Source organism: Komagataeibacter melomenusus (assembly GCF_013155395.1).
Lineage (GTDB): Bacteria > Pseudomonadota > Alphaproteobacteria > Acetobacterales > Acetobacteraceae > Komagataeibacter > Komagataeibacter melomenusus.
The window spans coordinates 43245-69114 of record NZ_JABJWC010000016.1; the positions used below are offsets into that span (position 1 = coordinate 43245).

Annotated in this window: 21 protein-coding genes, 2 tRNA genes and 2 pseudogenes; 17 read left to right on the forward strand and 8 right to left on the reverse strand. The window is 55.9% G+C overall.

The window, feature by feature from the left end; genetic code table 11:
- Positions 1 to 204: 204 nt before the first annotated feature.
- Positions 205 to 1980, forward strand: a complete 1776-nt coding sequence (locus HNW77_RS08195; RefSeq protein ID WP_172156788.1) for a DEAD/DEAH box helicase — start codon at positions 205 to 207, stop codon at positions 1978 to 1980.
- Between the two features lie 86 nt (positions 1981 to 2066).
- On the opposite strand, the gene HNW77_RS08200 is transcribed toward HNW77_RS08195, so the two are convergent.
- Both HNW77_RS08200 and HNW77_RS08205 read right to left on the reverse strand, forming a co-directional pair.
- On the reverse strand, positions 2067 to 2321 hold the full coding sequence (locus HNW77_RS08200) for a hypothetical protein (RefSeq protein WP_172156790.1): 255 nt from the start codon (positions 2319 to 2321) through the stop codon (positions 2067 to 2069).
- Between the two features lie 14 nt (positions 2322 to 2335).
- Complete coding sequence (locus HNW77_RS08205) at positions 2336 to 2818, reverse strand: hypothetical protein (RefSeq protein WP_172156792.1); 483 nt, start codon at positions 2816 to 2818, stop codon at positions 2336 to 2338.
- A 314-nt stretch (positions 2819 to 3132) separates the two neighbouring features.
- Here HNW77_RS08205 and HNW77_RS08210 point away from each other — a divergent pair, with 314 nt between their 5' ends.
- The 12 genes and pseudogenes from HNW77_RS08210 (at position 3133) to HNW77_RS08265 (ending at position 16366) form a co-directional block, all read left to right on the forward strand.
- Complete coding sequence (locus tag HNW77_RS08210; RefSeq protein ID WP_172156794.1) at positions 3133 to 3351, forward strand: hypothetical protein; 219 nt, start codon at positions 3133 to 3135, stop codon at positions 3349 to 3351.
- Positions 3348 to 4019, forward strand: coding sequence for a helix-turn-helix transcriptional regulator (locus HNW77_RS08215; RefSeq protein ID WP_172156796.1), 672 nt, complete (start codon positions 3348 to 3350; stop codon positions 4017 to 4019). Before HNW77_RS08210 ends, HNW77_RS08215 begins: the two co-directional genes overlap by 4 nt.
- A gap of 88 nt (positions 4020 to 4107) precedes the next feature.
- Complete coding sequence (lepA, locus tag HNW77_RS08220; protein ID WP_130732420.1) at positions 4108 to 5913, forward strand: translation elongation factor 4; 1806 nt, start codon at positions 4108 to 4110, stop codon at positions 5911 to 5913.
- 145 nt (positions 5914 to 6058) lie between these two features.
- Positions 6059 to 6149, forward strand: a tRNA-Ser gene (locus HNW77_RS08225).
- 183 nt (positions 6150 to 6332) lie between these two features.
- Positions 6333 to 6755, forward strand: a complete 423-nt coding sequence (locus HNW77_RS18150) for a GtrA family protein (RefSeq protein WP_172156798.1) — start codon at positions 6333 to 6335, stop codon at positions 6753 to 6755.
- A 30-nt stretch (positions 6756 to 6785) separates the two neighbouring features.
- On the forward strand, positions 6786 to 8330 hold the full coding sequence (locus HNW77_RS08235) for an NAD(P)/FAD-dependent oxidoreductase (RefSeq protein WP_172156800.1): 1545 nt from the start codon (positions 6786 to 6788) through the stop codon (positions 8328 to 8330).
- An 82-nt stretch (positions 8331 to 8412) separates the two neighbouring features.
- On the forward strand, positions 8413 to 10236 hold the full coding sequence (locus tag HNW77_RS08240) for a hypothetical protein (protein WP_172156802.1): 1824 nt from the start codon (positions 8413 to 8415) through the stop codon (positions 10234 to 10236).
- A 74-nt stretch (positions 10237 to 10310) separates the two neighbouring features.
- Entirely contained in the window at positions 10311 to 10463 is a 153-nt protein-coding gene (locus HNW77_RS08245; protein WP_172156804.1) for a hypothetical protein, read from the forward strand.
- A 485-nt stretch (positions 10464 to 10948) separates the two neighbouring features.
- Positions 10949 to 11110 (forward strand): annotated as a pseudogene (locus HNW77_RS18155) (integrase core domain-containing protein); the annotation flags it as partial.
- Between the two features lie 363 nt (positions 11111 to 11473).
- Positions 11474 to 13210 carry a hypothetical protein gene (locus HNW77_RS08255; protein WP_172156806.1) on the forward strand — a complete coding sequence of 579 codons (1737 nt, stop codon included), beginning with the start codon at positions 11474 to 11476 and terminating at the stop codon, positions 13208 to 13210.
- Between the two features lie 1073 nt (positions 13211 to 14283).
- Positions 14284 to 15312, forward strand: a complete 1029-nt coding sequence (gene galE, locus HNW77_RS08260) for a UDP-glucose 4-epimerase GalE (RefSeq protein ID WP_172156808.1) — start codon at positions 14284 to 14286, stop codon at positions 15310 to 15312.
- Between the two features lie 229 nt (positions 15313 to 15541).
- Positions 15542 to 16366, forward strand: a complete 825-nt coding sequence (locus tag HNW77_RS08265) for an SDR family NAD(P)-dependent oxidoreductase (RefSeq protein ID WP_172156810.1) — start codon at positions 15542 to 15544, stop codon at positions 16364 to 16366.
- A 15-nt stretch (positions 16367 to 16381) separates the two neighbouring features.
- Here HNW77_RS08265 and HNW77_RS08270 read toward each other — a convergent pair whose 3' ends face one another.
- A complete protein-coding gene (locus tag HNW77_RS08270) occupies positions 16382 to 17749 on the reverse strand; it encodes an 8-oxoguanine deaminase (RefSeq protein ID WP_172156812.1) in 1368 nt (455 codons plus the stop codon).
- A gap of 136 nt (positions 17750 to 17885) precedes the next feature.
- Here HNW77_RS08270 and HNW77_RS08275 point away from each other — a divergent pair, with 136 nt between their 5' ends.
- Positions 17886 to 18449: a DsbA family protein gene (locus tag HNW77_RS08275; RefSeq protein ID WP_172156813.1), complete on the forward strand. Its 564-nt coding sequence runs from the start codon at positions 17886 to 17888 to the stop codon at positions 18447 to 18449.
- 96 nt (positions 18450 to 18545) lie between these two features.
- Here HNW77_RS08275 and HNW77_RS08280 read toward each other — a convergent pair.
- A tRNA-Thr gene (locus HNW77_RS08280) sits at positions 18546 to 18620 on the reverse strand.
- Between the two features lie 239 nt (positions 18621 to 18859).
- Entirely contained in the window at positions 18860 to 20965 is a 2106-nt protein-coding gene (locus HNW77_RS08285; protein WP_172156814.1) for an AsmA family protein, read from the reverse strand.
- A gap of 218 nt (positions 20966 to 21183) precedes the next feature.
- On the opposite strand from HNW77_RS08285, the gene ilvD reads away from it, so the two are divergent.
- Entirely contained in the window at positions 21184 to 23046 is a 1863-nt protein-coding gene (gene ilvD, locus HNW77_RS08290) for a dihydroxy-acid dehydratase (RefSeq protein WP_172156815.1), read from the forward strand.
- 96 nt (positions 23047 to 23142) lie between these two features.
- Here ilvD and HNW77_RS08295 read toward each other — a convergent pair whose 3' ends face one another.
- Positions 23143 to 23355, reverse strand: coding sequence for a hypothetical protein (locus HNW77_RS08295; RefSeq protein ID WP_172156816.1), 213 nt, complete (start codon positions 23353 to 23355; stop codon positions 23143 to 23145).
- A 493-nt stretch (positions 23356 to 23848) separates the two neighbouring features.
- On the opposite strand from HNW77_RS08295, the gene HNW77_RS08300 reads away from it, so the two are divergent.
- On the forward strand, positions 23849 to 24505 hold the full coding sequence (locus HNW77_RS08300) for a hypothetical protein (protein WP_241694362.1): 657 nt from the start codon (positions 23849 to 23851) through the stop codon (positions 24503 to 24505).
- A 92-nt stretch (positions 24506 to 24597) separates the two neighbouring features.
- On the opposite strand, the gene HNW77_RS08305 is transcribed toward HNW77_RS08300, so the two are convergent.
- Positions 24598 to 24780: a hypothetical protein gene (locus HNW77_RS08305; protein WP_172156817.1), complete on the reverse strand. Its 183-nt coding sequence runs from the start codon at positions 24778 to 24780 to the stop codon at positions 24598 to 24600.
- Between the two features lie 123 nt (positions 24781 to 24903).
- Here HNW77_RS08305 and HNW77_RS08310 point away from each other — a divergent pair, with 123 nt between their 5' ends.
- On the forward strand, positions 24904 to 25704 hold the full coding sequence (locus tag HNW77_RS08310) for a DNA/RNA non-specific endonuclease (protein WP_172156829.1): 801 nt from the start codon (positions 24904 to 24906) through the stop codon (positions 25702 to 25704).
- A gap of 62 nt (positions 25705 to 25766) precedes the next feature.
- On the opposite strand, the pseudogene HNW77_RS17710 reads toward HNW77_RS08310, so the two are convergent.
- Positions 25767 to 25870: pseudogene (locus HNW77_RS17710) on the reverse strand (IS5/IS1182 family transposase); the annotation flags it as partial.

Genomic DNA, 25870 nt, shown 5'->3' on the forward strand with positions numbered 1-25870 from the left:
AGGCGGCATCCAGAAACTTTATCCTTCCCCCTGAGGCGCATTGGGAGGGCATGCAAAAACGCCCGGCCCATTATTAATTCTGGCTTTTGGGGCAATCATTCTTTATGCACCGGCCTTCTCCCCTGACGCATGAACACGGCCGGCGGCCAGTTTCCTTCCTGCGTCGCCCATGTTCTTCATGTTTTTGTCCGGATTGCCCGATACATGCCGTTTCCCGAAACCCACCCCGCCCTGCAACGCGCGCTGGACGAGCGTGGGTATGATAACCCGACTCCCGTCCAGAAAGCGGTCCTGGATGTCGCAGCCGAGGGGCGTGACCTCCTCGTCTCCGCCCAGACCGGCTCGGGCAAGACCGTCGCCTTCGGCCTCGCCATGGCTGACACCCTGCTTGGCGGCGCGGAGCATTTTGGCCCCGCGGGGCCGCCGCTGGCGGTCATCATCGCACCAACGCGCGAACTGGCCATGCAGGTCACGCGTGAACTGACGTGGCTGTACGCCCCGGCAGGCGGGCGCATCGTGTCGTGCATTGGCGGCATGGACGCAAGGCGCGAGGCGCGCGCGCTCCAGATGGGGGCGCATATCGTGGTCGGCACGCCGGGACGGCTGTGCGATCACCAGTCCCGTGGCCGGCTGGACATGTCGGACCTGCGCGTGGTCGTGCTGGATGAAGCCGACGAGATGCTGGACCTCGGCTTCCGCGATGAACTCGAGCAGTTGCTCGACGCCATGCCCAAGACCCGCCGCACGCTGCTGTTCTCGGCCACCATCGCCAAGGAAATCGCATCACTGGCGCGCCGCTACCAGAATGATGCCGTGCGCATCGATACGCTGTCTGGCGCCAAGCAGCATGCCGACATCGAATACCGCGCCGTGGTGGCCGATGCGCGCGAACTGATCCCCGCCGTGGTCAACGTGCTGCGCTATACCGACAGCCAGACCACCATGGTGTTCTGCGCCACGCGCGAGATGGTGCGCCACATGCAGGCGGCCCTGGTCGAGCGCGGCTTCTCCTCGGTCGCCCTTTCGGGCGAGCTGGGGCAGAACGAGCGCACGCGCGCCATCGACAGCCTGCGCAAGGGCCAGGCCAATGTGTGCGTGGCCACCGACGTGGCCGCCCGTGGCATCGACATCCCCGCGCTGGCGCTGGTGGTGCATGCCACCCTGCCGACCGACCCCGCCACCCTGCTGCATCGCTCGGGCCGCACCGGCCGCGCAGGCCGCAAGGGCGTGTGCGTGCTGATGGTGCCCATGTCGCAGCGCCGCCGCGCCGAGCGCCTGATGCAGGGTGCCAAGATCACCGCCACGTGGTCCGGCGTGCCGACGGCAGCCGAGATCCGTGCCAATGACGCCAAGCGCCTGCTGGCTGACCCCGTGCTGAACCAGGACGTGGCGGAAGCTGATGCCGAACTGGTGGGCCAGTTGGTGGAAGGCCGCACGAGCGAGCAGCTTGCCGCGGCGCTTCTGCAGATGTATCGCGCCCGCCTGCCCGCGCCGGAGAACGTGCGCCACATCACGCCCGATGCCCCGCGCCCCGTGCGTGAGCGCCCCGAGCGCGATGGCGCCCGCCCCCCGCGCGAGAGCTATGGCAGCGGCGAGCCGGGTGCCTGGTTTGCCATGAACGTGGGCCGACAGGAAAAGGCCGACCCGAAATGGCTGATCCCGCTGATCTGCCGCCTTGGTGGCGTGCGCAAGGCGGATATCGGCGCCATCCGCATCAATGACAGCCAGACGCTGTTCGAGATCACGCCGGAATCGACCGAGAAGTTCCGCTCGTGCATCGCCGCGATCGAGAATGACGAAGTGCAGATCTCGCCTGCCGCGGCCCCGCCCGGCGGCGCAGGCCCGCGCCGCAGTGGGCCGCCGCGCGGTGGGCGCCCCTTCGCCCGCAAGCCCGGTGGTGGTGGCGGTCGCCCCGGTGGCGGGTTTGGCGGGGGGCCGCGCGGGGCGGCTTCATCGCGCAAGCGCCCGCCGCGCCCGTAAGCGCCAGGCACCTTTCTTCCGTTATCCTTCATGCCCGGCATTGTCCGGGCATGTTGCGTTTCAAGGTCGTGAAACAGGGCCATCTTTCATGCGGCCCATCCCGTTCCGCCTTTTCCGCTGCCGGGACCATGCGCTTTCAGCCCCAATGCCGCGTACGCCGCTTTCCAAAAAAAATCATAAAAACAGTCCATTCTGAAAAACACCGCAAGAATCAGAGCCGTTGCGGCAACGCTTGTGCTGGAAAGGTACAAAAAATGCCGCCTTTTTGAAAAAAGGCGGCACCCAAAAACTTTTATTATTTTTATCAATGATTTGTTTTCAAACAGTCTCTTAAAACCCATTCGCAAACAATTCTTTACTGGCTGTTCTGGCTATTGCCCCCGAACAGGCTACTCACATCGGAGCCGGTCTGGCTTTTCAGGTTATCCCAGCGCTGGCGTTCCTCGCTGCCAGCGTCACGCAGCTTGTCGAGGCGGTTCTTTGGCGCGTTGCGAATCGCATCAAGCCGGTCCCGGCCGTTCTGGATCTTCTGGTCCACGCGATCGCGGTCATCGCTCAGGTTCTGCTTTGCACTGTCCCACCGGCCCACCGTGTCCTGGCGCAGCGCATCCTTGCGGTCCTGATAGCCCTGCTCCATGTTCTGCTGCTTGTCCTTCCACGCCTGCTCACGGTCCTGCAGGCGGGTGTTGGCGCAGTCACCGGCCTGCGCCACGCGACCGAGCACATCCCATTTGGAGGTGCTCTGGCCATTATCGCAATCAGCGGCGCGCGCCGTCATGGAAACGCCCGTGCCTGCTGCGACAACGGCCAGAACAAGCATATATTCACGAAACTTCATAAACAGAGCCCTGCACAAAATGGTTTCTACCTGAAACTTTACAGAAACATATGTCAGATTCCGGTCAGAAACATGACAATGCACTGTCATCGCTCCTGAATATAGTAATCAGGCGCTGAAAGCGTAGCGCATGCAGCACATGCCACCTGCCCTGCCAACGCAGGTGAGCCTGATGCCCATGGTAGACAGCCTGCGATAATGGCACTATGTGACACATAAACACATATCTATTCCGAACCATAAATCCTGAACCTGGTTGCACCTGCCCCACCCGGCGGCAGTGCGGCCGCCTGCCTGCGATGGTCCCAGCCGCGATGTGGAATGAACCATACCTTGAAACCTGCTGCCGCTCGGCCCTGCACCGGCTGAAGCTGAGTGGTGGAAACGGACGCCCGGCCGGCCTGCGCGATGACCCCTGCCTGCGCAGGCTCACGGGCATGGGCCTGGCGCATGCGCAGGACGGGACCCGCTTCACCATGACCGAGCAGGGGCAGGCCCGCCACCGGACCGAAATACTGAAACTGGCCCCATGATCACCCATGCCGACATCTGGCGCGCAATCGACCGCCTGGCCGCCGAGCGCGGACTGACCCCTTCAGGCCTGGCGCGGGCGGCGGGGCTGGACAGCACCACCTTCAACCCCTCCAAGCGGATCACCCCCTCGGGCCGCCCGCGCTGGCCGGGCACCGAAAGCCTTGCCCGCACGCTCAGCGCCACCGGCATATCCTTCGAGGGGTTCAGCCGCCTGCTCGCGGGCCATGGCGACCCCGAGACAAGTAGCAAGGTGCACCATTCCCACCTCAAGATTGCCCTGTTCTCGCAACTCGCCCACCCCGAACTCTTTGATGAAACCGGCCTGCCCGATGGCGAACGGTGGGAGAAATGGGACTATCACGGCATGGCGGACCATCATTCCTATGCCGTGCACATCGATAGTGATGCAATGGAGCCGATTTTCCGCAAGAATGGCACGCTCATCATCTCGCCCACGGCGGCCATACGCGTGGGCGATCGCGTGCTGCTCCATACCGCGCAGGGCATGGCCTGCTGCGGGCATGTGGTCGAGCGCTGGCATGATGCGCCTGTCACCGCCCCGCTGCATGAACTCGTGCGCATCCGCGGCCTCGGTGCCATTGACGGGCAGGAAATCATTCTCGATGGCACCACGCGCATCCATCGCATCACGATGGCGTGCATGTAGGCCCACGCGCAGCCCGACCCCGATATTTTCCTGCCTGGCATGACAGGTAGCGGCTGACTTTCATGCAATTTTACACTATGTCTCGCCCATGACCGACACGCCCCTCTCCCTGATCCGCAATTTCTCGATCATCGCGCATATCGACCATGGCAAATCGACCCTGGCCGACCGCCTGATCCAGGCCTGCGGCGCGCTGACACAGCGGGAAATGACCAATCAGGTTCTGGACAACATGGATCTGGAACGTGAACGCGGCATCACCATCAAGGCCCAGACCGTCCGCCTGACCTACCCGGCGGAAGATGGCAAGACCTACGTGCTCAACCTCATGGACACGCCGGGCCATGTCGACTTTGCCTATGAGGTCAGCCGCTCGCTCGCAGCATGCGAGGGCTCGCTGCTCGTCGTCGATGCCTCGCAGGGGGTGGAGGCGCAGACCCTGGCCAACGTGTACCAGGCCATTGACGCCAATCACGAGATCGTGCCGGTGCTCAACAAGGTTGACCTGCCCGCCGCCGACTGCCCGCGCGTCAAGGAGCAGATCGAGGAAGTGGTCGGCATCGACGCCGAGGATGCCGTCGAGGTCTCGGCCAAGACCGGGCTGAACATCGAGGCCGTGCTCGAAGCCCTCGTCAAGCGCCTGCCGCCCCCCACGGGTGACGCCGAAGCCCCGCTCAAGGCCCTGCTGGTTGATAGCTGGTACGACCCGTACCTGGGCGTCATCACGCTGGTGCGCGTGAAGGAAGGCCGGCTCAAGCGCGGCATGCGCATCCGCATGATGTCCTCTGGCGTGGTGCATCTTGTGGACCAGGTGGGCGTGTTCGCGCCGCGCATGACCAACGTGGCCGAGCTTGGCCCGGGCGAGATCGGCTACATCAATGCCGCCATCAAGACCGTGGCCGACACCAATGTAGGCGACACCATTACCGATGACCGCCGCCCCGCCGAGACCCCGCTGGCAGGCTTCAAGCCTTCCATCCCGGTGGTGTGGTGCGGCATGTACCCCATCGTAGCCGATGATTTTGAAAAGCTGCGCGACAGCCTGGCCAAGCTGCGGCTCAATGATGCCTCCTTCCATTACGAGGCCGAGACATCCGCCGCCCTTGGCTTTGGCTTCCGCTGCGGGTTCCTTGGCCTGCTGCACCTCGAGATCATCCAGGAGCGGCTGAGCCGCGAATTCGACCTCGACCTGATCGCGACCGCGCCTTCGGTGGTCTACAAGATGCAGTTGACCAACGGCGAGACGGCGGAACTGCACAACCCCGCCGACATGCCCGACCTGTCGCTGATCGAGAAGATCGAGGAGCCGTGGATCAAGGCCACCATCATGGTGCCCGATGAATATCTGGGTGCGGTGCTGACCCTGTGCAGCGAACGGCGCGGCGTGCAGGAGGACCTGACCTATGTGGGCAACCGCGCCATGGCGGTCTATCGCCTGCCGCTCAACGAGGTGGTGTTCGACTTCTATGACCGCCTGAAATCCGTCACCCGCGGCTATGCCAGCTTTGACTACCAGATGGATGGTTATGAGGAGAGCGACCTCGTGCGCATTTCCATCCTTGTCAACCAGGAGCCGGTGGATGCGCTGTCCTTCATCGCCCACCGCTCGGCCGCCGAGACGCGCGGGCGCTCCATCTGCGCCAAGCTCAAGGAACTGATTCCGCGTCAGTTGTTCAAGATCGCGGTGCAGGCCGCCATTGGCAGCCGCATCATCGCGCGCGAGACCATTGGCGCCATGTCGAAGGATGTGACCGCCAAATGCTATGGCGGTGACATCTCGCGCAAGCGCAAGCTGCTGGAAAAGCAGAAGGAAGGCAAAAAGCGCATGCGCCAGTTCGGCAAGGTCGAGATCCCGCAGAGCGCCTTCCTCGCCGCCCTCAAGATGGACCAGTAACCCCTGCCCCGACCGCCTGCCGCGCCGAATTGCGGCAGACGGTCAGGGCATGCCGTTTTTCCCTTGCGCGGACGGAATTTGGTGATATGTTCCGCACCCATCGGATACGGCCACCCCACGGGCGTGGCCAGTCTTCGATACGGCTGGAGAGATGGCCGAGCGGCTTAAGGCGCACGCTTGGAAAGCGTGTGTACGTTAATAGCGTACCGTGGGTTCGAATCCCACTCTCTCCGCCATAATAATACCTTGAAATAGTTGGAAGTTCTCTTATCGCATCTCTACAATGCGATGGCGCTCCCCATAATATCACGGGGAATGGAATATCTTTTTTTTATAGGGCATGTGTGTTAATTGCGGGTTCAGCGTTATCTATCGAGAGGTGATAAAATTGTTCCGTAAATTAGAACGTGAACTATAGCATGGCGACGTTGGATACCTGCCATACAGAAAAAGAAGAAATATCCCGGGATATAGGAGAATTCATACGATATTTCCTTTGCTCAGTGTTTTCGCTGGGTATCGATATCGGCTCCTTCAGTTTCGCGATCCATTTTCTAGGTATCCATTGGGCGTATGCTGCTGGTTTGGGATTCATTCTAGGTTCCATCACCGCCTACCTGGGTAGCATATTCTGGGTTTTCAAATCGCGCAGGATGAAAACACACCAGAATAAAGAATTTTTTCTTTTCCTTATCATTGGCATATGCGGGTTGCTTCTGTGTGAGTTGACTCTATGGGTTGGTATCAATCTAGAGGGGTTCCAACCAGAAATAACCCGGGTATTCGCCAGCATATTGACATTTATATTCAATTTTGTTGTCAGGAAAATCATCCTTTTTTAAATTATAACGTGATGGAAAGACGAAGAAGTTATGAAGCAGGACGAAAAAGTTGTTGTTGTCGGTGCAGGCCCCGCAGGCCTGACGCTTGCCTATGAGCTTTTGAAAGCCGGATACAAAAACGTTGTTGTGTATGAATCCGATACGCAGGTCGGTGGCATCTCCAAAACTGTCAATCATAACGGCAACCGTATCGACATCGGTGGTCACCGGTTTTTCTCCAAATCCGAATGGGTGATGTCGTGGTGGGAGAATTTCCTGCCGGTCGTCGCTTCCCCCGGGCAATCGCTTTCCCTGAAATATCAGGGCAAGGAGCGGAGCCATGTCGTGCAGAATCCGGGCAGCGCTTCTGCCGATGATATCATGCTGGTTCGTTCGCGCCTTTCGCGCATTTATTATAACCAGTCGTTTTTCGACTACCCTCTCAAACTGACGCCTGAAAATCTGGCCAAGCTGGGCCTTAAGAAAACGGTCCTGTTTGGCCTGAGCTATGTCTGGTCGCACCTGCACAAGATCACGCCGGAACTGACGCTTGAGGATTTTTTCATCAACCGTTTCGGGCGTAAGCTGTATCTGCAATTCTTCAAGGAATACACTGAGAAAGTCTGGGGTGTTCCGTGTTCGAGCATCAGTGCGGACTGGGGTGCGCAGCGCGTCAAGAGCCTGTCCATTGTCAGTGCCCTCATACATGCCGCCAAGACCGCACTGGGCCTGGAAAAAGGCAAGAAGGTCCAGACATCGCTGATCGAACAGTTCATCTACCCCAAATTTGGCCCAGGCCAGATGTGGGAAGTTGTTGCCCGCGAGATCGAGGCCCTGGGTGGCAAGATCATGATGGAGCAGCAGGTTACCGGCATCAACATCAAGGACCAGAAGGTCGTGTCCGTTGATGTGATCGACAAGGAGAAGAAGCAGGAAACCGTTCCCTGCGATGTCATGGTTTCGACCATGCCGGTCAAGGATCTGGTTCAGGCATCAGCAAGTTACTGGCCCGAGACCATCCGCAAGGTTGCGCAGGATCTGCAATATCGCGACTTCATTACCGTTGGCCTGCTGTACAATGAGTCCGACATGCCGCGCCAGCTCAAGGATAACTGGATTTATATCCAGGAGCCGGGCGTGAATGTGGGCCGTGTCCAGATTTTCAATAACTGGAGCCCGTATCTGGTCAAGAAGCCGGGAACGGTGTGGCTGGGTCTGGAATTCTTCTGCAAGGAAGGCGACAGGCTGTGGGAACTCAAGGATCAGGACATGATTGACCTGGCCTGCTTTGAAATGAAGAAGATTGGCCTCGTTTCCGCTGCCAAGGCTCAGGACAGCATCGTGGTGCATGTTCCCAAGGCCTATCCGGGTTATTTCGGGGAATCCTACAAGTCCTTTGGTGCTGTTCGTGAGGCGCTGGATGCGGTTGACAACCTGTTCCTGATCGGGCGGAACGGCATGCATCGATACAACAACCAGGATCACTCGATGCTGACGGCCAAGGAAGCCGCGGATCAGATCATCTCTGGCAAATATGACAAAGAAAAGATCTGGCAGATCAACATTGGTGACGATTACCACGAAGAGAAAAAATAAATATCCTCTAGGGTATTAATTTTGAAGTGCACTGAAGCCCACTATTATCAATATAGTGGGCTTCATTTCATATAGAGTGCCAATGAAAGACATGATCATGATAAAAGAAAACGTAGGTTCTTCCAAAAAAGATTTATTTTGGAATTGCATATTTCTTTTCATCTGGTCTTCTTTTTCAGTTTTTAATATCAGTCAACATCCTTTTTGGATGGATGAAGTTATAAACTTAATATTCGGCATCGGTGCAGATGACATATACGGCATACATGGCAATGGCCATCCGGCAGTCTGGTTTTTATTATTAAGGTTCTTATATTCCATTTTTCATAAAGTATGGGTACTGCCTCTAGCATCCTTTGCTGTTGCGTTTCTTTCAGTTTATCTTTTTCTGTTCAAATCACCATTCAGCAAGAAATTTAAATTAATCTTCCTCTGCACCAATATGTGCATGTTTGAATACGTAGTTATGGCCCGAAACTACGGTATAAGCATGTTATTTATGTTTATAATCGCAACTATATACTCAAATGAAAAATTAAAACACAAGCTTACTGGCCCACTTCTATTCCTTTTATGTAATACAAACATACCATCTGCCTTGATATCTACGTCTTTTGTTGTTGGAAATACGATTAGTTCCTTAAAAAAAGGGGGGATTTCTCTTACCAACAATATGAGATTCTGTATAAAATTATCTGTTTACAATTTTATCGGACTCGTGGTGTGTTTTTTAACGGTGTTTCCTACCTTTGATACGGCTGCCTATTTGTCTACTGAAAATTTCAGGAAAGCTGCAGTTGAAAATATAGGAAAAATATTCTTGGTATCCAAGGCATTTAACTCGATTTCATATGCTCCCTATTCTGATCTTATTCCTGATCCTAAAAGCAAAATTGACCAGATAAACGACGCTTATAATCTTCCTCGCATAAATGGCGCACGGAATCTTTATATAGATTACCCGGAGTGCGTGAAAGAATATTCATCAAAACAAAAAACAAAAAACTGCTCTCTTTCTCATAAAGAAAAAATTGAGCACCTATGGCACAATATTATAAAGTCTATACTGACGATATTTACATCGATTATTATTTTTATGAGCGTTTTTTCTGTTTATGGCGACTTAACTTTATTTATCTCTGCATTGATATCTCTATATGTTCTCGATGTTTTTTTTGTTTTCGGTTATTGGGGCATGTACCGCCATCATGCCTTATGGCTGGCATTTATGGTTTCTGCGCTCTGGATATCCAGAAACAGCGTGAATACCTTTACTGAAAAGCAGATAAAAATTCGCAAATATGGATATTATTGCTTATGCATTCTCCTATCAATGCAGATATTCCCGGCATTTGCGAATATATTTGGAGGGTATTTTGGATATCCCACTTCAAACTCATATAAAGTTGCAAATATTATAAGCAAGGATCCGACCATGAGAGATTCTGCTATCATATCAACAAATGATCTTAATATCCCTGCATTACATTATTATCTGGATAACCCTACCTTTTACATATCACAACGTAGGTTTGCCTTGATCTTCCCATTCTCATTAAGTGCTTTCAATTTTAATAGCCTGGATAACGTTCTGGATGATGCTGAAAAAATATCATATTGCAACAATACTGGTGTGATCATCTTCTTATCTAAAAATTATGGTAGAATAGATGATGAAGAAATAAAAAAGCCTACAATATTTCGCTATCAGTACATGGATTTCTATGTTGACAACAAGCAACTGTCTCGACTGTATGCAGAAACAACAAAGGTAGCATCATTCAATCGTACTCTTCTGGAAGAAGGCTATTCTATTTACAAATTAGATAGATCCTCCGTCAAAAAACAATATAAGTGCACAGTAGAATACAAAATAAATAGGGATTATTTTAAATTAAACAAGTAATCTTCTTATCTAAAACGAATTTCGTAAAAAATACCACATCATCTGGATATATATTTACGATGCGTGGGATCTGAGTGAACGATGCACCTGCGCTTTTGCTGGTGTTGCCAGGTGAAATGAACAAAGCCCTGGAAATGTATGGTGCGTCGATCATATCAGATAGCGACGCGCCAGAAATGCATAAGGCGATTGAAACAATGCTCGATATGATGCCCCCGAAAATATAATCATTTCAAAATAAAGTCCGATCGCGAAGGATACGGACGGATGAAACACTGTCGCTTTACGCAAGAGCAGATCATAGGGTTCCTCAAAGGACAAGAATCTGGGCTGGAGGTCTCTGATCTTTGCTGCAAACACGGGGGCATAACGCAACCTTCTACAAATGAAGGACCTGCTATGGTGCTCGTACAGCACTGGAGCCTGTATTTTGCGTCGAACGCCCTGATCTGTGACTGCCGGTTTCGCATTCTGACCGTTATCGACGATTCCAGCCCAGAGAACCGCGAGCCAGTTGCTGACACATCGCTGTCACACGGGACGTGTAGCGCGGGAACTGACGTCCCTGGTAGAGCAATATGGCAGACCTCTCATTATTATCAGTGATAGCAGAACGGAATTTACATCCCATGCCATCCTGAAATAAGCCTACAAGGTATAGATCGAATGACACTATATTGCCCTGAAGAAATCGTAGTAGAACAGGTTTGTCAAAAAATTCAATGACCGGCTCAGGGATGAATGCCTTAACGAGACACTGTTCACGTCCCTGACGCATACCCACCAGTTTCTGGCTAACTGGCGAGGAGACTACGATACGGTGCGCCCACATTCCCTACTGGACGGTAGAGCATCGAATCAGGTTGCCAGATAAGGGTCTTGGGGGCACGTCATCGGATGGCGCAGACACTGGCAGTTCTGGTAGAACAGTATGAGAAACCTCTATAGACCCATAATTTGATTGATACGAAGCCGAGAAAACAGCATATAGCATGTTGTGTCATTGTTCTGGGAGCCTTTTTGAAAATTAGTAGAATGTTCAAAATCGATATCATATGGGGCATTTCATAGGTATGTGAGGATCAGTAAGGCGGAAAGGCTATCGTGCCATATCTGGTTCCAACTTTCCCATTTCCGGGCATATCTCAATTTTCAAAAAGTCTTTTATAGACATAAGTGTATGAATATATGTCAATACTTTTCTGTGGAAACGATAAAAACAAACAAGGAATCAACCATGAATAAAAAAATAAACGATTACAACAAATGTGTTATTCTATTTTTATTATGGATTTCATTTGTATGCTTCATGATTTTTAATCATAAATTTTGGTTTGATGAAGTTGTTAATCTTGTCTATGGCATAGGTGCTGATCCCGTATATGGTATACATGGGAATGGTCATCCATCTATCTGGTTCTTATTTCTTAGATTTGGATATTATATATCTGGATCTTATATAGTACTACCTTTAATATCTTTTATTGTAGCCACAATTGCAATTTATATTTTAATTTTTAAATCGCCATTTGATTTTAAATATAAAGCCGTAATTTCATTTAGCGGATTTGCACTTTATGAATATGTTGTTATGGCACGAAACTATGGCATCAGCATGCTGCTTATGTTCATACTGGCCATAGTATTTTCAAATAAAAAGTATAGAAACACCTGGACTGGTGTAATATTATTATTGATAGAAAATACAAACGTACACTCTGTTATCTTGTGTTTTTCATTCTTTCTGGGATGGCTCATCAATGTCATTCAGGAAAAATCTATAAATAAACGCCATGATCTACGCGTACTATGTTTAAATGGCTCCGTTATGCTTGTCGGAGCTATAATTTGTTTTCTTACCATATACCCTCCTTTTGTAAAATCTGCCAACTCATTGGATGCAGACAACAGGCATATTAAAAATATAAAGAATATTGCCAATATCTCTACTCAATTTTACAATTCTTCTTATGCCCCCGTATTTGATTTCATTACAGAAATTTTTTATGAAAAAGAATACAAGGATTTGTCACACATTATAAAAACAGACCATTTTGCAACAGACGAGGATTTTGAAGAAATAAATAAAAAATCAAGGCATATTCAGAGTTCTATTCTTATATTTTTGCGAAATTTATCTAAGATATTATTTTCTATAATAATGTACTTCTCGCCATTATGCTTGATACGTTCTCGCGGATGGATGATATCTGCTTATGTTTCTCTTGTGATATTTGGTGTATTTTTCCAGTTTATTTATCCTGGTGGTTATCGACATCAAGCACTTTGGCTTGTTTTTGTTATCATGCTCCTCTGGATCGAGAAATGCACTCAAACAGATTCCAAGCCCGTTGCATTAAGCTTCAAGAAAGAACGTTTGCTTTCGATTGGTACTGTATCCTTTTTCATACTTTTGGTTTTCCAGGACATTAATGGATTGGTATTTTGTTATTGGGAAGAGTCTAACAAACCCAAAAGTCCTGCGGCAGACTTTTCTAAATTCATACTTTCTCATCCGGAATGGCGCGATGGTATCATCCTTGATTCTCCCGACTATTTAAATGTACCTACATTTTACTATATAAAGAATAAACGTTTTCTATTATCACAAAATAGGTATGGCATTGTCTCTCCATATGCTCCTATTGGCATTCATCACTATGATCTTGACTACGTGCTAGATGTAGCAGAAAAAATAAATTACTGTAACAACGTGCCTGTAATTATGATGTTTGAAAATGACTTTTATGGAGAGAAAGCTTTTTCAAACATAAACGGGAAAAAATATTTTAGGCTTAATAGAATATATTATTTTACGGCTGATCAAAATCAGGTTGATAGATTAAATAAAGAAGCCCGTGATGTTGCATTTTTCAAAAGTGGGCGGATGGAAAGTGGCTATACGGTGTATATAATGGATAAATCCCCACGCGAATTTAACCAAGACGAGTGCAAAATATATAAATCACCATAAGTTTTCAGAACAATTAGAGCGATACTAATATTTTTTATTATCGCTCTAATTTTATTTCAGTAATATATAAATAACACTGATTTACATAGTAACTTCCATGCACTTTCACGATGCTATCGAGAAAGGGAATAAACAGACTACCAGTGCTGAGTAGTGAATGAAAAAAGTTCTGCAACCAATTCCTATATACGGGGTTACAACGTAAGGGTGATCATTGGATCATCAGCGGACTCATTTACATGATCCCTAACGCCCTAAAGCGGAAAAGTGCATCGGTGTGAGTTCGGATAATCCCTACAACCGGTTCATTCATTGGAGCAAGCCTAGCGTTTTCGAGAAGATTTCCACAACACTCGCTATACGCAGGCCCGCGGTCATGAATGCCTCATGATCCACACCATACATCTTGAGGCACGCCTTATTGCAACCGCGCTGCGTAAAAGCAGCGACGCCCGCAGGATCGGCCAGACACAAGGCTGCCTGAATTCAATGCTTACTGCACAATCTGTGGCAATGGAGGCACTCTATTGCTATGCCTCTGGCAGAAAGGCAGATGAGCAGTCATCTGTGGTGCCTGTATCCTGCCGTCAGTCCTGCCAGATACCTGCTCTGTGATTATGGATGAAAGGTATGATAATCCCAGCTTCCATGATGCTCTTCCCCCGAGCGGTATTGCTCCGTGCCTTTCATCAGCAAAAACCCGAAGATGCCCGGAGAGGAAGCGGCACAGGGTCGAGAACCCCAGGGGCTGGCGTCGTATCACAACGCGATACGCTCGGTTCAACCATACTTTTTCTCGGTCATCAAACTCGCAGCGACCGTCATGTTTCAGAGAGCATGAAAAGTCCTGACCCAAGCCGCGAAAATAGCCCTCTACCAGAGGTTGAGCAGAAAATGACACATATCATCGCGCCGATATGCTACCACACGGTCACGCGTGCATTAGCGATACTGGGTATAATCCTGACATACCGCAAAAATCTGGCTATACCCCTTGGCAATGGATATGTTTATCCATTATAATAGCAGACCGGTTTAGTGATTATTGCTCATTGGGAAAGTATATTACTGTAATGAAATGTCTTGTTGCAGGTGGTGCAGGCTATGTGGGTAGCCACGTTATAATTGGCCTACTGGAAGCAGGACACGAAGTTACTGTTCTGGATAACCTCAGCACCGGGCATCTGGCGGCCATCCCCCCTGGCGTCGGCTTTCATAATGCTGATTTAACGGACGCACAGGCTACGAAAAAGGTCGTCAGCCAGAAGAAATGGGATGTCGTATTCCATTTTGCCGCCCTTTCATCTGTCAGTGAATCCGTCAACCGGCCCTTTCATTATCTGCGCCAGAACACGCTCAGCTCTCTCAACCTGATCGAGGCCTGCGCCCATCAGGGCGTCAAGCGCTTTGTGTTTTCGTCCACTGCCGCACTGTTCAATGGAAAAACGCATCACGGGCTGATTCCGGACAACGCCGCGATCGATCCGAGTTCCCCTTATGGGGATAGCAAATACGTCACCGAGCGCGCCCTTGTCTGGGCAGACCGTATTTATGGCATGCGGAGCGCCTGCCTGCGGTATTTCAATGCGGCTGGTGCTGATCCACTTGGCCGCCTGGGTGAAGACCACCGACCGGAAACGCACCTTATTCCCCTCACGATTGATACAGCCCTGGGCCTGAATCCCCTGCTGAAGATATTTGGCAGTGATTACAATACGCCTGACGGCACATGCGTCAGGGACTATGTGCACGTAACCGATCTGGCCGATGCCCATATTCGCGTTATCGATCAACTGGATAATGCATCCGTTGCCTACAACCTTGGCAATGGTAAGGGATTTAGCAACCTGGAAATTATCCAGAGCGTGGAAAGGGTGAGCGGCCGCAAGGTCCATTGGGAATGGGCAGACCGCCGTCACGGCGATCCGGCTACGCTGGTGGCCGATTCCTCCCGTATCCAGCGAGAGATCGGATGGCAGCCGCAATATCAGGATATTGACAGCATTGTCACGACGGCCCTGCATTGGCGTGAGCGCCATCCGCATGGATACGGCAAAAAAAGATTGCCAGAAAATTCGATAACGCCGCTTGAGTGTATTTGAGTCGTTCTGTCAGGCCGTCCAGGCTCCTGCCATGGCAGGATTGAGCAGACTTATGAAAGACATGGTGGTCTTGGCGTAACGGGCGCGATACGCTGCATCTGTTTAAGACGATTGAATCTGCGATGATATCCTCTCGTCATGGCATGACACAAAACAGCTTGCGGAATATCCGGTCTGGCGCGTATCAGGCGCGACAACAGGCATTGCGCTCAGGGAAGTACGAAGATCATTGGAAAAGAGTGCGTTAAACGAAAAACCCGGCGCAGGTGAAGGCCGGGTTGCCGTTGTCACGGGGGCAACGGGCGGTATCGGGCAGGCGCTGGTCCGTCGCATGCGCGCGCGGGGCTATGCCATCATCATCCTGTCGCGCCATCCACGGGCAGCGACCCCCGGCATCACGACCGTCATATGTGACCTGACCGATAGCGAGAGCATAAAGCAGGCCGTAACCCACATTGCCGCCCATACGCCCCAGGTGGATGTGCTGGTGCACTGCGCGGGCATCATTACGCCGCAGGCCGTGGGCGCACTCGACAGCGCCACCATTGCCACCCAGATTGCCGTTGACCTGACCGCGCCGATCGAACTGACCAATGCCCTGCTGCCCATCATGCGGCGCAGGGGGCATATTGTTTTTGTCAATTCCATGGCGGCGGCTTTTCCGCTGGCGGGCAGCAGTGTCTATACGGCGGCCAAATTCGGCCTGCGCGGGTTCGCGCGCGCGCTCGAACAGGAACTGCGGCCCCGGTGCATACAGGTTTCCTCCATCTATCCCGCCAGCGTCAACACCCCCATGCTCAGCAATGAAATGGCGGCAGGCGGGTCGATCTACAACTTCATCGATCCGCCGCAGGAACCCGATGTCACGGCGCAGCGCATCCTTGAATGCTGCGAGGGCCACAGCCGTGAACGCTTCAGTTCCGTGTTCGACAAGCTGTTCACCCATGCCTGCCTTGCCTCCATGCGGCTGCTCAACCTGAGCCTGCCCATCATGAAACTGCTCGGGCGCAGGGGCTACCGCCGCTACCAGCGCAGCCTTACCCCCCGGTCCTGACCCACGGGGCCGCATTCAGGCCCTGAGCAGCAGTTCGCGCGCCAGTTCATTGTGCCGCCGGGCCAGCCGTGCGGGGTCATGGTCGGTAAACTGCCCGTCACGGATCAGCACGCGCCCGTTAACAATGGTGCAGGCGGTGCGGCGCGGCGTGCAGAACACAAGGGCCGCCACCGGATCGGCCTGAGCCCCCGCATGGTCGATGCCGCGCAGGTCAAACGCCACGATATCCGCCGCCATGCCCGGCGCGAGATGGCCGATGTCGTCACGCCCCAGCACGGTCGCCCCGCCGCGCGTGGCCAGTTCCAGCACTTCGCGCGCCTGCATCATGGGCTGGCCCTCCGGTGTGTCAACCAGGCGGCCAAGCAGCATGGCCTGCCGGGCCTCGCCCAGCATGTGGCTGCCGTCATTCGAGGCCGATCCATCCACCCCCAGCCCCACCCGCATGCCCGCCGCCACCATGCGGCGCACGGGCGCAATGCCCGAGCCTAGGCGCATGTTGGAGCACGGGCAATGCGCCATGCCAGTATGGGTGGCGCCAAAACGGTGAATGCCCGCATCATCAAGCCGCACGCAATGCGCATGCCATACATCGGGGCCGATCCAGCCGGTATCCTCGGCATATTCGGCAGGCGTCATGTTGAATTTTTCGCGGCTATAGGCGATGTCACTGGCGTTTTCGGCCAGATGGGTGTGCAGCATGGTACCGGTGGCCCGCGCCAGGGCGGCGGCATTGCGCATGAGGTCGCGACTGACGGAAAAGGGCGAGCACGGTGCGACCGCAATGCGCTGCATGGCCAGTGGTGCGGGGTCGTGATAGGCCGCGATCACACGCTGCGTGTCGGCCAGGATCGCATCCTCATCCTCCACCACGCTATCGGGCGGCAGGCCGCCCTTGCTCTCGCCCACGCTCATGGCACCCCGGGCGGCATGAAAGCGCAGGCCCATCTGCCGTGCGGCCTCGATCTCATCATCAAGCCGCGCGCCATTGGGGAACAGGTACAGATGGTCGCTGCTCGTGGTGCAACCTGACCACAGCAGTTCGGTCATGGCCGTGCAGGCGGAAACGCGGATCATCTCGGGCGTCAGCCCCGCCCAGATGGGATAGAGCGCCTGCAGCCACCCGAACAGCGAGGCATCCTGTGCTGCGGGAATAACGCGGGTCAGCGTCTGGTACATGTGGTGATGGGTATTGACCATGCCGGGCATGACCACATGGCCGGTCATGTCCATCACCTCATCGGCGGCAGGCAACGGGTCGGTGGCCGTGCCGATGGCCGCCACCTGCCGGTCACGCACAAGCACCCAGCCGCCTTCGATCTCGCGCCGTGTGGCATCCATCGTCACCAGACGCAGTGTATTCTTGAGCAAAAGGGTACGAGCCATGGGCCACCATCATACAGAAACGGAAAAACGCATGCTTATGCCGCATTTTGCAGGCCATGCCCATGGAACCACGCGAACGGGTATGGTTTCTAGAATTCTGGAAACCGGCTTATCCACCCCTGAAGGAGTTCCCACCATGGCGGCACCCGCCGATACCCTGCATGTCGACCAACTCGTCTGGGGCCATGGCCCGAAAATATTCGAGGCCTTCCTGGAGCCAACCTGCCCGTTTTCCGTCCGGGCCTTCAGCAAGCTGCCCGAACTGCTGAAGGCTGCGGGGCCGGAGCGCCTTACCATCAAGATCCGCCTGCAATCACAGCCGTGGCACATGTTCTCGGGCGTGATCGTGCGCTGCATCCTTGCCGCAGCCACCCTGCCCGACGGGCGGGAAGCCGCCCGTGCCGTCATGGCTGCCGTGGGCGCGCACCGCACGGAATTCGAGTTCACCGACCACTGCGCCGGACCGAACATGGATGCCACGCCCAACGACATCATCCACCGCATCGAACGCTATAGCGGGCTGAAACTTGCCGCAGCCTTTGCCGTGCCCGCCTTGCAGAAAGCCATCAAGTGGCAGTGCAGATATTCCCGCCAGAACGGCATTCACGTCTCGCCCACCTTCATGGTCGATGGCCTGATCGACCCCGCCATCAGCAGCGGCGATACGGTGGAGGAATGGATGGCGCGTATTTTTGCCTAAACGGCCCTGGGCGCTGCCTTTATTTTAAAAGGCAGCGTCTTTTCGAAGCTTTTTGCAAAAAGCTTCGCCAAAAACTTTTCATGTTTTTTATGAAAATGGTGCCGGGTGAGGGATTTGAACCCCCGGCCTTCGGTTTACAAAACCGCTGCACTACCACTGTGCTAACCCGGCATTATAGCACTACTGCCATGCTGCTTTCCCTTTTTGCCGAAATGTTCCGCACGGTCAAGCAGGGATTCGCGGGGCTGGCAACGACATGAAAAGCGCGCACAAGAAACTGTATGCGAACAGAAAAAAGTTTTTGGTGAAGCTTTTTTCAAAAAGCTTCAAAAGACGCCGCCTTGTTGAAAAAAGGCGGCACCCAAAAACTTTTATCATTCGTAATCAATGCATTGATTACAAACAATCCTTTAATGCGCTGCCATCTTTTTGGCCCAGGCAGCATGAATCCGCGCGCGTTCGGCCGCACTCAGCCCATTGCTGCCAGCCGAGGAGGCGAGCGTGCGCGCATGACGCCCGTGGCGCACCGGGTGCGAGGCATGTGGCGCAATGCCTGCGGCCGGGTTCTCGTTCACATCCTGTATGGCGCTGGCGCAGGATGAATTCTTGCCCACGCCGCCTTCAATGGTGGGCAGCAGCCCGATGGGCGAGAACACGAAGCCCGTCAGCACCGAGGCCACGGCGCGGCCGATAATCTCGGCACCGGGGCGGATTCTGGGGCTTTTGAGCGGCCCGGTGATGTAGAGCGGGCCGGGAAAGGACGCGATGGCGAAATGCCGCGAATGCGTGAGCAGCGTATAGTCGATGGTGTTGTTGCTGAACTTGATGTCGCCCTTGCCCACGGTGCGCGTATCCCCCGTTTCCAGCAGCATGGTGCGGGTGTGGAAGACGCCACTCTCAAGCGGCATGTCGGCTATGAGGCATTTGAGGTCGGTGCGCGCGGGCAGGCCGAGGGCGGAGAGCAGCGCCTTGCCCAGTTCCAGCCCCAGCAGGTCGGGCAGGATGGCGGAAATGTCACCCCCCTCATCAAGGGCCATGGTCACGCCGCCATTGCCGCTGCCTACGATCTGGGCCAGCGACTGGCCATGGCCATGCACCATGATATGGCCGCCAATAATGCCCTGGCCGTGCAGGTTGCGGCCCATGGCCTGCATCAGGCGGGCAAGGTCGATCTGTTCCATGTCGATGCGGATGCGCGCATCCACCCCGTTGCCCTGCGGCACAAAGGTGCCACTGCTGGCCAGTTGCCCCCTGCCCACGCCAAAGTTCAGGTGGTGCACATCGATCGTGCCATCGCGGATATCGGCCAGCACGTCGATATTGTCGAGCGGGACGTGCCGGTTCTCGATGTGGTCGCCATGATAGACGAGATGGACGTTGGTGGCCCTGAGCCTGGGCATGTTGATCGGCGTTGTGGGCAGCACGGCGCCACTGGCCTCATGGGCCTTTTCCTCTACCGCCTGCTGCGCGGTGGAGGGGTGATCGCCCGGAGTCGCGCCAAAGAAACCACCCAGATCGGCCAGGTCCACATGGCGCGAATGCAGGTCGGTATCAACAAAGGTCACGGCCTGGTGCGGGTCCACGCTGATCGTGCCGCCCAGGTCGCTCGCGCCGACCGTGCCCGCGAATTCATGAAAGCGCACCCGGCCATCGACGTAATCAAGCCCGCCCGCCACATGGTAGGCAGGGGTTTGCGGTATCACCACGCCGGTCAGCGGATAGAGCAGCGACATGTCCGGTCCCGCCAGTGTCAGCCGCAGCCGCGCGCCCCGAAACGAGAGCGGATCATCCACCGACCCCACCAGCGTCAGCCGCGTCGGCCCGTGGCGCACATCCACATCCACCGGGTAGGGCTGTGTCCGGTCCGCCAGCGAGACCAGCGCCCCGCCCGAGAAATGCCCCACAATCGCCTGCCCGGTATAGGTGCCGCGGATATCGGCCACGATGCGGGGCTGCACATCCCCCTTGCCGGGCGTGGTATGCACCTGCGCGCGCATGTCGCTGCGCAGGCCCGCATGCACGAGGTGGAGCAGGCCCTCATTGATCGTGAGTTCGCCAATGCGCGGCATGCCGCCCGAAGACCTGCCGCCACTGGCGGGAAACTGGTAGTTGGCCTGCCTGCCACGCGGCGCGTTGAGTTCAACCACCGGCCTGTCCAGCGCTATGACCGGCAGGTCGATCCGGCCCCCAAGCAGGTGCCACAGGCTGAGGCCCACCATCAGGTGGTCGGCGGTGGCGAAGGGCGGCAGTTTTTCAAACCCGTCCGGCTCGTCAATGCGCACGCCATCGGCCGTGACACGGATCACGCGCCCGACATGCACATGCAGGTGCGCCACCGTGACCTTGCGGCCCAGAGCCGCCCCCGCCCTGCGCTCCACGATGGGAATGAACCAGTCCCATGACCAGAAGATGACCAGCGCCATGATCGCAATGGCCAGCACCCCCAGAACCGGAAAACGTATCTGCGCCAGCACGCCGTGCCGTGGCGTGCTGTTCTTGGGTTCCGGTTGAGGCATTGCTGCTTGTGCTCCTTGTGCAGATGGGGGTCAGCCATCAGATGAACGACTGGCTGCCCGGTGGAGTTGCCCCCACACTCCCCGCAGCCTTGCACGCGCCGGGTTAACGGCTGGTGCAGGCCGGTACGCTTTGGGGTGGCGCGGGGGGCGTGCGTCCTGTATGCGATCAGGCAACTTTATCCCCTTCTGTAACCAGATTGACGCGAGAGGTCACTGTCATGCCCGCCTATCGTTCCCGCACTACGACCCATGGCCGCAACATGGCCGGTGCGCGCAGCCTGTGGCGTGCAACCGGCATGAAGGATGGCGACTTCGGCAAGCCCATCATCGCCATCGCCAATTCGTTCACGCAGTTCGTGCCCGGCCATGTCCACCTCAAGGACCTTGGCCAGCTCGTGGCGGGCGCCGTGGCCGAGGCCGGTGGCGTTGGCCGCGAGTTCAACACCATAGCAGTGGATGACGGCATCGCCATGGGCCATGGCGGCATGCTGTACAGCCTGCCCTCGCGCGAACTGATTGCCGATGCGGTGGAATACATGGTCAACGCCCACTGCGCCGATGCGCTGGTGTGCATCAGCAACTGCGACAAGATCACGCCGGGCATGCTCATGGCGGCAATGCGGCTCAACATCCCCACCATCTTCGTCTCTGGCGGGCCGATGGAAGCGGGCAAGATCCTCAATAACGGCACCGAGCAGCAGGTTGACCTCATCACATCGATGGTGGCGGCGGCCAATTCCGATGTGAGCGATGAACAGTCGGCCACGATCGAACGCTCCGCCTGCCCCACCTGCGGCTCATGCTCGGGCATGTTCACCGCCAATTCCATGAACTGCCTGACCGAGGCACTCGGCCTGGCCCTGCCGGGCAATGGCAGCCTTGTCGCCACCCACACCGACCGGCGCGACCTGTTCGAGCGCGCGGGCCGCGACATCGTGGCCCTGGCCAGGCGGTGGTATGAAAACGACGATGCCACCGCCCTGCCGCGTGGCATCGCCACCAAGCCCGCGTTCGAGAACGCCATGACGGTCGATATCGCCATGGGCGGCTCGACCAACACCGTGCTGCACCTGCTCGCCGCAGCGCACGAGGGCGCGGTGCCCTTCACTATGGCCGATATCGACCGCCTCTCGCGCCGTGTGCCCAATCTGTGCAAGGTCTCGCCCTCGCGCATGGACATCCACATGGAGGACGTGCACCGCGCGGGTGGCATTCCCGCCATCATGGGTGAACTGGCCCGCATGGGGCTGCTGAACATGGAGGCACCCAGCGTGCATGCTGCCGACCTGGGCGCGGCCCTGGCCCAGTGGGATATCGGCACCGACACGGCCAGCGAGGCGGCCCGTACCTTCTTCAGCGCGGCGCCGGGCGGCGTGCGCACCACGCAGGCCTTCTCGCAGTCCAGCCGCTACAAGGCGCTTGATACCGATCGGGCGAATGGCGCGATCCGCGATGCGGAACATGCCTACAGCCGCGATGGCGGCCTGGCCGTGCTGTTTGGCAACCTGGCCGAGGATGGCGCCATCGTCAAAACCGCGGGTGTTGCGGACAACCTGCTCACCTTCACCGGCCCAGCCCGCATCTTTGAAAGCCAGGATGCCGCCGTCTCGGCCATCCTTGGCAACAAGATCGTGGCGGGCGACGTGGTGGTGATCCGCTACGAAGGCCCCAAGGGCGGTCCGGGCATGCAGGAAATGCTGTACCCCACCAGCTACCTCAAATCCAAGGGCCTGGCCGAGAAATGCGCCCTGATTACCGATGGCCGCTTCTCGGGTGGCAGTTCGGGGCTTTCGATCGGCCATATCTCGCCCGAGGCGGCGGAAGGCGGCATTATCGGCCTGCTGGAGGAAGGGGACACGATCGAGATCGACATCCCCAACCGCATCCTGCGCACCACCGTCAGCGATGCAACACTCGCCGCCCGGCGCGACGCCATGGAAGAGCGCGGCGACCGCGCCTGGCAGCCTGACCGCACCCGCACGGTCTCGGTTGCATTGCAGGCCTATAGCGCGCTGACCACCAGCGCGGCCCGTGGCGCCGTGCGCGATGTCAGCCAGCTTGGCCGCCGCACCAGCCGCTAAACGGTTCGGGGTGCCGCCTTTGCAGGCAGGCCCCCCCTTTTTTGCAGATTTTTGGAAAAAAGCCTTACCCAAAACCTTTGTTTTTCAAGGAATGCCTTACGCGCCCGGCAGGCAGGGCCTGCCGCGCCCCATGCGGCGGAAGGTCGCCGTAACATGGCGCCGCAGCGCCGCAAGGTCGGGCAGGATGGCGTTATGCAGCGAGCGCACGCTGTCATGCGTGGCATAAAAGCGCAGCGACGTGGCCAGCCCGGTAATGATGGCCGCCCCCACGAACACGCCATCCACTTCTATAATCTTTGAATCAAACATGACTTCCTGCCCTGCACGGCCCTTTGCACCAGCGCGCCGTACGGTTCCCCCCTGGTGGCGAAAACCCGCATGCCGGTCATGGCCTGTTTCTTGCTATTGTCGTAACGCGCCAACGCGGCCCGGATTGAAGGGTTGCCCGGCGTATCGGCTTCTAAAAACATTTTTTTACAGACACTTGCGTCAAATTCCATAACGCCGTGCCGATCGTGTTGCCGCATGCTGTAGCATTTGTTGGCAAGGATAGAAAGAGCATTATTGTGGCATTTCAAGGGCTGCTTTTACAGCATGACAAAACGATACTGGAACAATACATACGATATATGATATATTTTTAATAATTGCAGAAAACAGGCTTTTAATTACATAGATTTGATACGCAACCCTGCCATGAAGCATACCCCGCCTGCCGGGCAGGGCTGGCAAGATGCCCCTCTTCATGACAGGAATGGGGCCAGAACTGTTTTCCTGCCCCTGAATACGGACCCCTCCCACCTTGCTCCGCCCAGCCTGCCTTCCCCACCCGCACCGCCTGCCTCGCCTGCTTCAGGCTGCCGGGGCCTGTCTTGCCGCAGCCATGCTGCCTGTTCAGGGCCATGCGGCACCGGCCTATCCCGCGCCGATCATGGGGCCGCAGAGCACGGCCCATGCCTGGGGCATCGACACGCGTTTTGCCCGAAGCATGCCCTGCCGGGTGGAGATGTCGATCAATCAGGCAACTTTTCTGGCCCACATGCCGGAAATGATTCAGGCCGGACTGTTCAACACGCAGGTCACGCCCGCGCTGCAAAAACAGATCCCCCATTACCTGATGAACACAGTGCAGGTCGATGTGACGCCGGGTTTCGTACATACGCTGTTTACCCAGCGCGGCGCACCGGCAAGCTGCCATTTCGACTGGTTTTATACCGCCCCCGATGGCACCCGCCACCCCATGGTGGGCTTTGACATGACGCGCGCGGCCGATGCACGGATTGACTGGGCGCATCTGCGCTTTGGCGACATGGCAGCCGCCACCCGCAACCCGGTGATAGACCCCCGCTTTGATGCGCTGGTCAATCAGGAGACGGTGGACGTGACCATCGCACTCGGCCGCGCCACGCCGGAGACCGACCTGCCGCCGCCCTCACACGCGGGCACGGGCACACGGTAACCGCCTGCTGTCTGTGTTTAAAAAAGTGTTTTCTTTCAAAGCTTTCTGAAAAAAGCTTTACCAAAAACTTTTATCAGTTTTATTCCAGTGCGCTAGGCGGGGTGCCTGATGTACTGAAGCGCCAGATCAATCAGGGCCGCTGCCAGCAGCAGCACCGTCACCACGCGCAGCGCCAGCCGCAACCGGCGCTCGCGCGGGGTGGGGGCCAGTTCGCGCCGGTTCATGACAAAGCGCTGCGACGGGTGCGGATTGCCTTGATCGGGTCGTTCAGCCATTGCCCTGCTCCATCAGATGTTTCATGGATAGGCAGCCGTTTTACCAGAACAGATGGATAACACCAGAGCGTGCCCCTTCCCTTTCTCCGCCCGCGCTGGGCCAGGTCCGCGCTGCTTTTTTCCATGCTCATGCTGGCCAGCCTGCCCAGCCGCATGGCGCAGGCCCAGAACTGCGCGGAACACGGCGCAGGCCAGCACCTGCCCGTGGTGGATAACCCGAAACTGGCGCGCGATACGCAAATCCTGTGCAGCACCCGCTTTGCCGTACTGTATTCCGCCCTGGCGCGTGAGCCGCTCTGGGCGGCCGAGCATCTCGACACCGCCATGGTCCGCGCCGCCATGCAGACCCCGCGCGAAGGCGAATTCCACCCCGACACGCGCATAGCCCCTGGTGCACGCGCGGAACTGGAGGATTACGTGCGCTCCGGCTTCGATCGCGGGCATATGGCCCCCTCGGGCGACATGCCCGACCGGCAGAGCCAGCAGGAGACCTTCGCGCTCTCCAACATCGTGCCCCAGCGCGCGGCGCTGAACCGGGGCCGCTGGGCCGAGATCGAATCCGCCGTGCGGGGCCTTGCCCTGCGCACGGGCAATCTTTACGTGGTCACCGGCCCGGCCTTCCACGCAAGCAGCCTGTCGGCCATCGGGCCGGACCGCGTGCTTGTGCCGACCTCGACATGGAAGGCGGTCTATGACCCGCGCAGGCAGCAATCGGGCGTGTATGTCTGCCATAATGTGGCGCGCAGCCCCGGTTGCAGCCATGTCAGCGTGGCGGAACTGACCCGTATCACCGGCGTCGATCCCTTCCCCGCGCTGCCAGCATCCGTCAAGCAGAACTGCATGGCGCTGCCACTTGGCCATGCGCGTACGGCCACGAAGCACGCGCGGCGGCATACCCGGCGACGTGTGTATTATCGCTGGTAAGATAACGTTGATAAAAAAATAAAAGTTTTTGGGTGCCGCCTTTTTTCAGGGCCTGTTGGGAATTATCGTGAATTGATGATTGCAGCGGAGAGATAAATCATCGCTGCGAATGATCTGTCTGTCTTGTCGCTCCGCGTGGCGATACGCTTGAACTCCTTGAGCTTGC

Bases quoted from the DNA above. Each gene is read 5' to 3' on its own strand.
- HNW77_RS08195 (WP_172156788.1), top strand. From the start codon at position 205: ATGCCGTTTCCCGAAACCCACCCCGCCCTGCAACGCGCGCTGGACGAG.
- HNW77_RS08200 (WP_172156790.1), bottom strand. From the start codon at position 2,321: ATGGGTTTTAAGAGACTGTTTGAAAACAAATCATTGATAAAAATAATA.
- HNW77_RS08205 (WP_172156792.1), bottom strand. From the start codon at position 2,818: ATGAAGTTTCGTGAATATATGCTTGTTCTGGCCGTTGTCGCAGCAGGC.
- HNW77_RS08210 (WP_172156794.1), top strand. From the start codon at position 3,133: ATGTGGAATGAACCATACCTTGAAACCTGCTGCCGCTCGGCCCTGCAC.
- HNW77_RS08215 (WP_172156796.1), top strand. From the start codon at position 3,348: ATGATCACCCATGCCGACATCTGGCGCGCAATCGACCGCCTGGCCGCC.
- lepA (WP_130732420.1), top strand. From the start codon at position 4,108: ATGACCGACACGCCCCTCTCCCTGATCCGCAATTTCTCGATCATCGCG.
- HNW77_RS18150 (WP_172156798.1), top strand. From the start codon at position 6,333: ATGGCGACGTTGGATACCTGCCATACAGAAAAAGAAGAAATATCCCGG.
- HNW77_RS08235 (WP_172156800.1), top strand. From the start codon at position 6,786: ATGAAGCAGGACGAAAAAGTTGTTGTTGTCGGTGCAGGCCCCGCAGGC.
- HNW77_RS08240 (WP_172156802.1), top strand. From the start codon at position 8,413: ATGAAAGACATGATCATGATAAAAGAAAACGTAGGTTCTTCCAAAAAA.
- HNW77_RS08255 (WP_172156806.1), top strand. From the start codon at position 11,474: ATGAATAAAAAAATAAACGATTACAACAAATGTGTTATTCTATTTTTA.
- galE (WP_172156808.1), top strand. From the start codon at position 14,284: ATGAAATGTCTTGTTGCAGGTGGTGCAGGCTATGTGGGTAGCCACGTT.
- HNW77_RS08270 (WP_172156812.1), bottom strand. From the start codon at position 17,749: ATGGCTCGTACCCTTTTGCTCAAGAATACACTGCGTCTGGTGACGATG.
- HNW77_RS08275 (WP_172156813.1), top strand. From the start codon at position 17,886: ATGGCGGCACCCGCCGATACCCTGCATGTCGACCAACTCGTCTGGGGC.
- HNW77_RS08285 (WP_172156814.1), bottom strand. From the start codon at position 20,965: ATGCCTCAACCGGAACCCAAGAACAGCACGCCACGGCACGGCGTGCTG.
- ilvD (WP_172156815.1), top strand. From the start codon at position 21,184: ATGCCCGCCTATCGTTCCCGCACTACGACCCATGGCCGCAACATGGCC.
- HNW77_RS08295 (WP_172156816.1), bottom strand. From the start codon at position 23,355: ATGTTTGATTCAAAGATTATAGAAGTGGATGGCGTGTTCGTGGGGGCG.
- HNW77_RS08305 (WP_172156817.1), bottom strand. From the start codon at position 24,780: ATGGCTGAACGACCCGATCAAGGCAATCCGCACCCGTCGCAGCGCTTT.
- HNW77_RS08310 (WP_172156829.1), top strand. From the start codon at position 24,904: ATGCTCATGCTGGCCAGCCTGCCCAGCCGCATGGCGCAGGCCCAGAAC.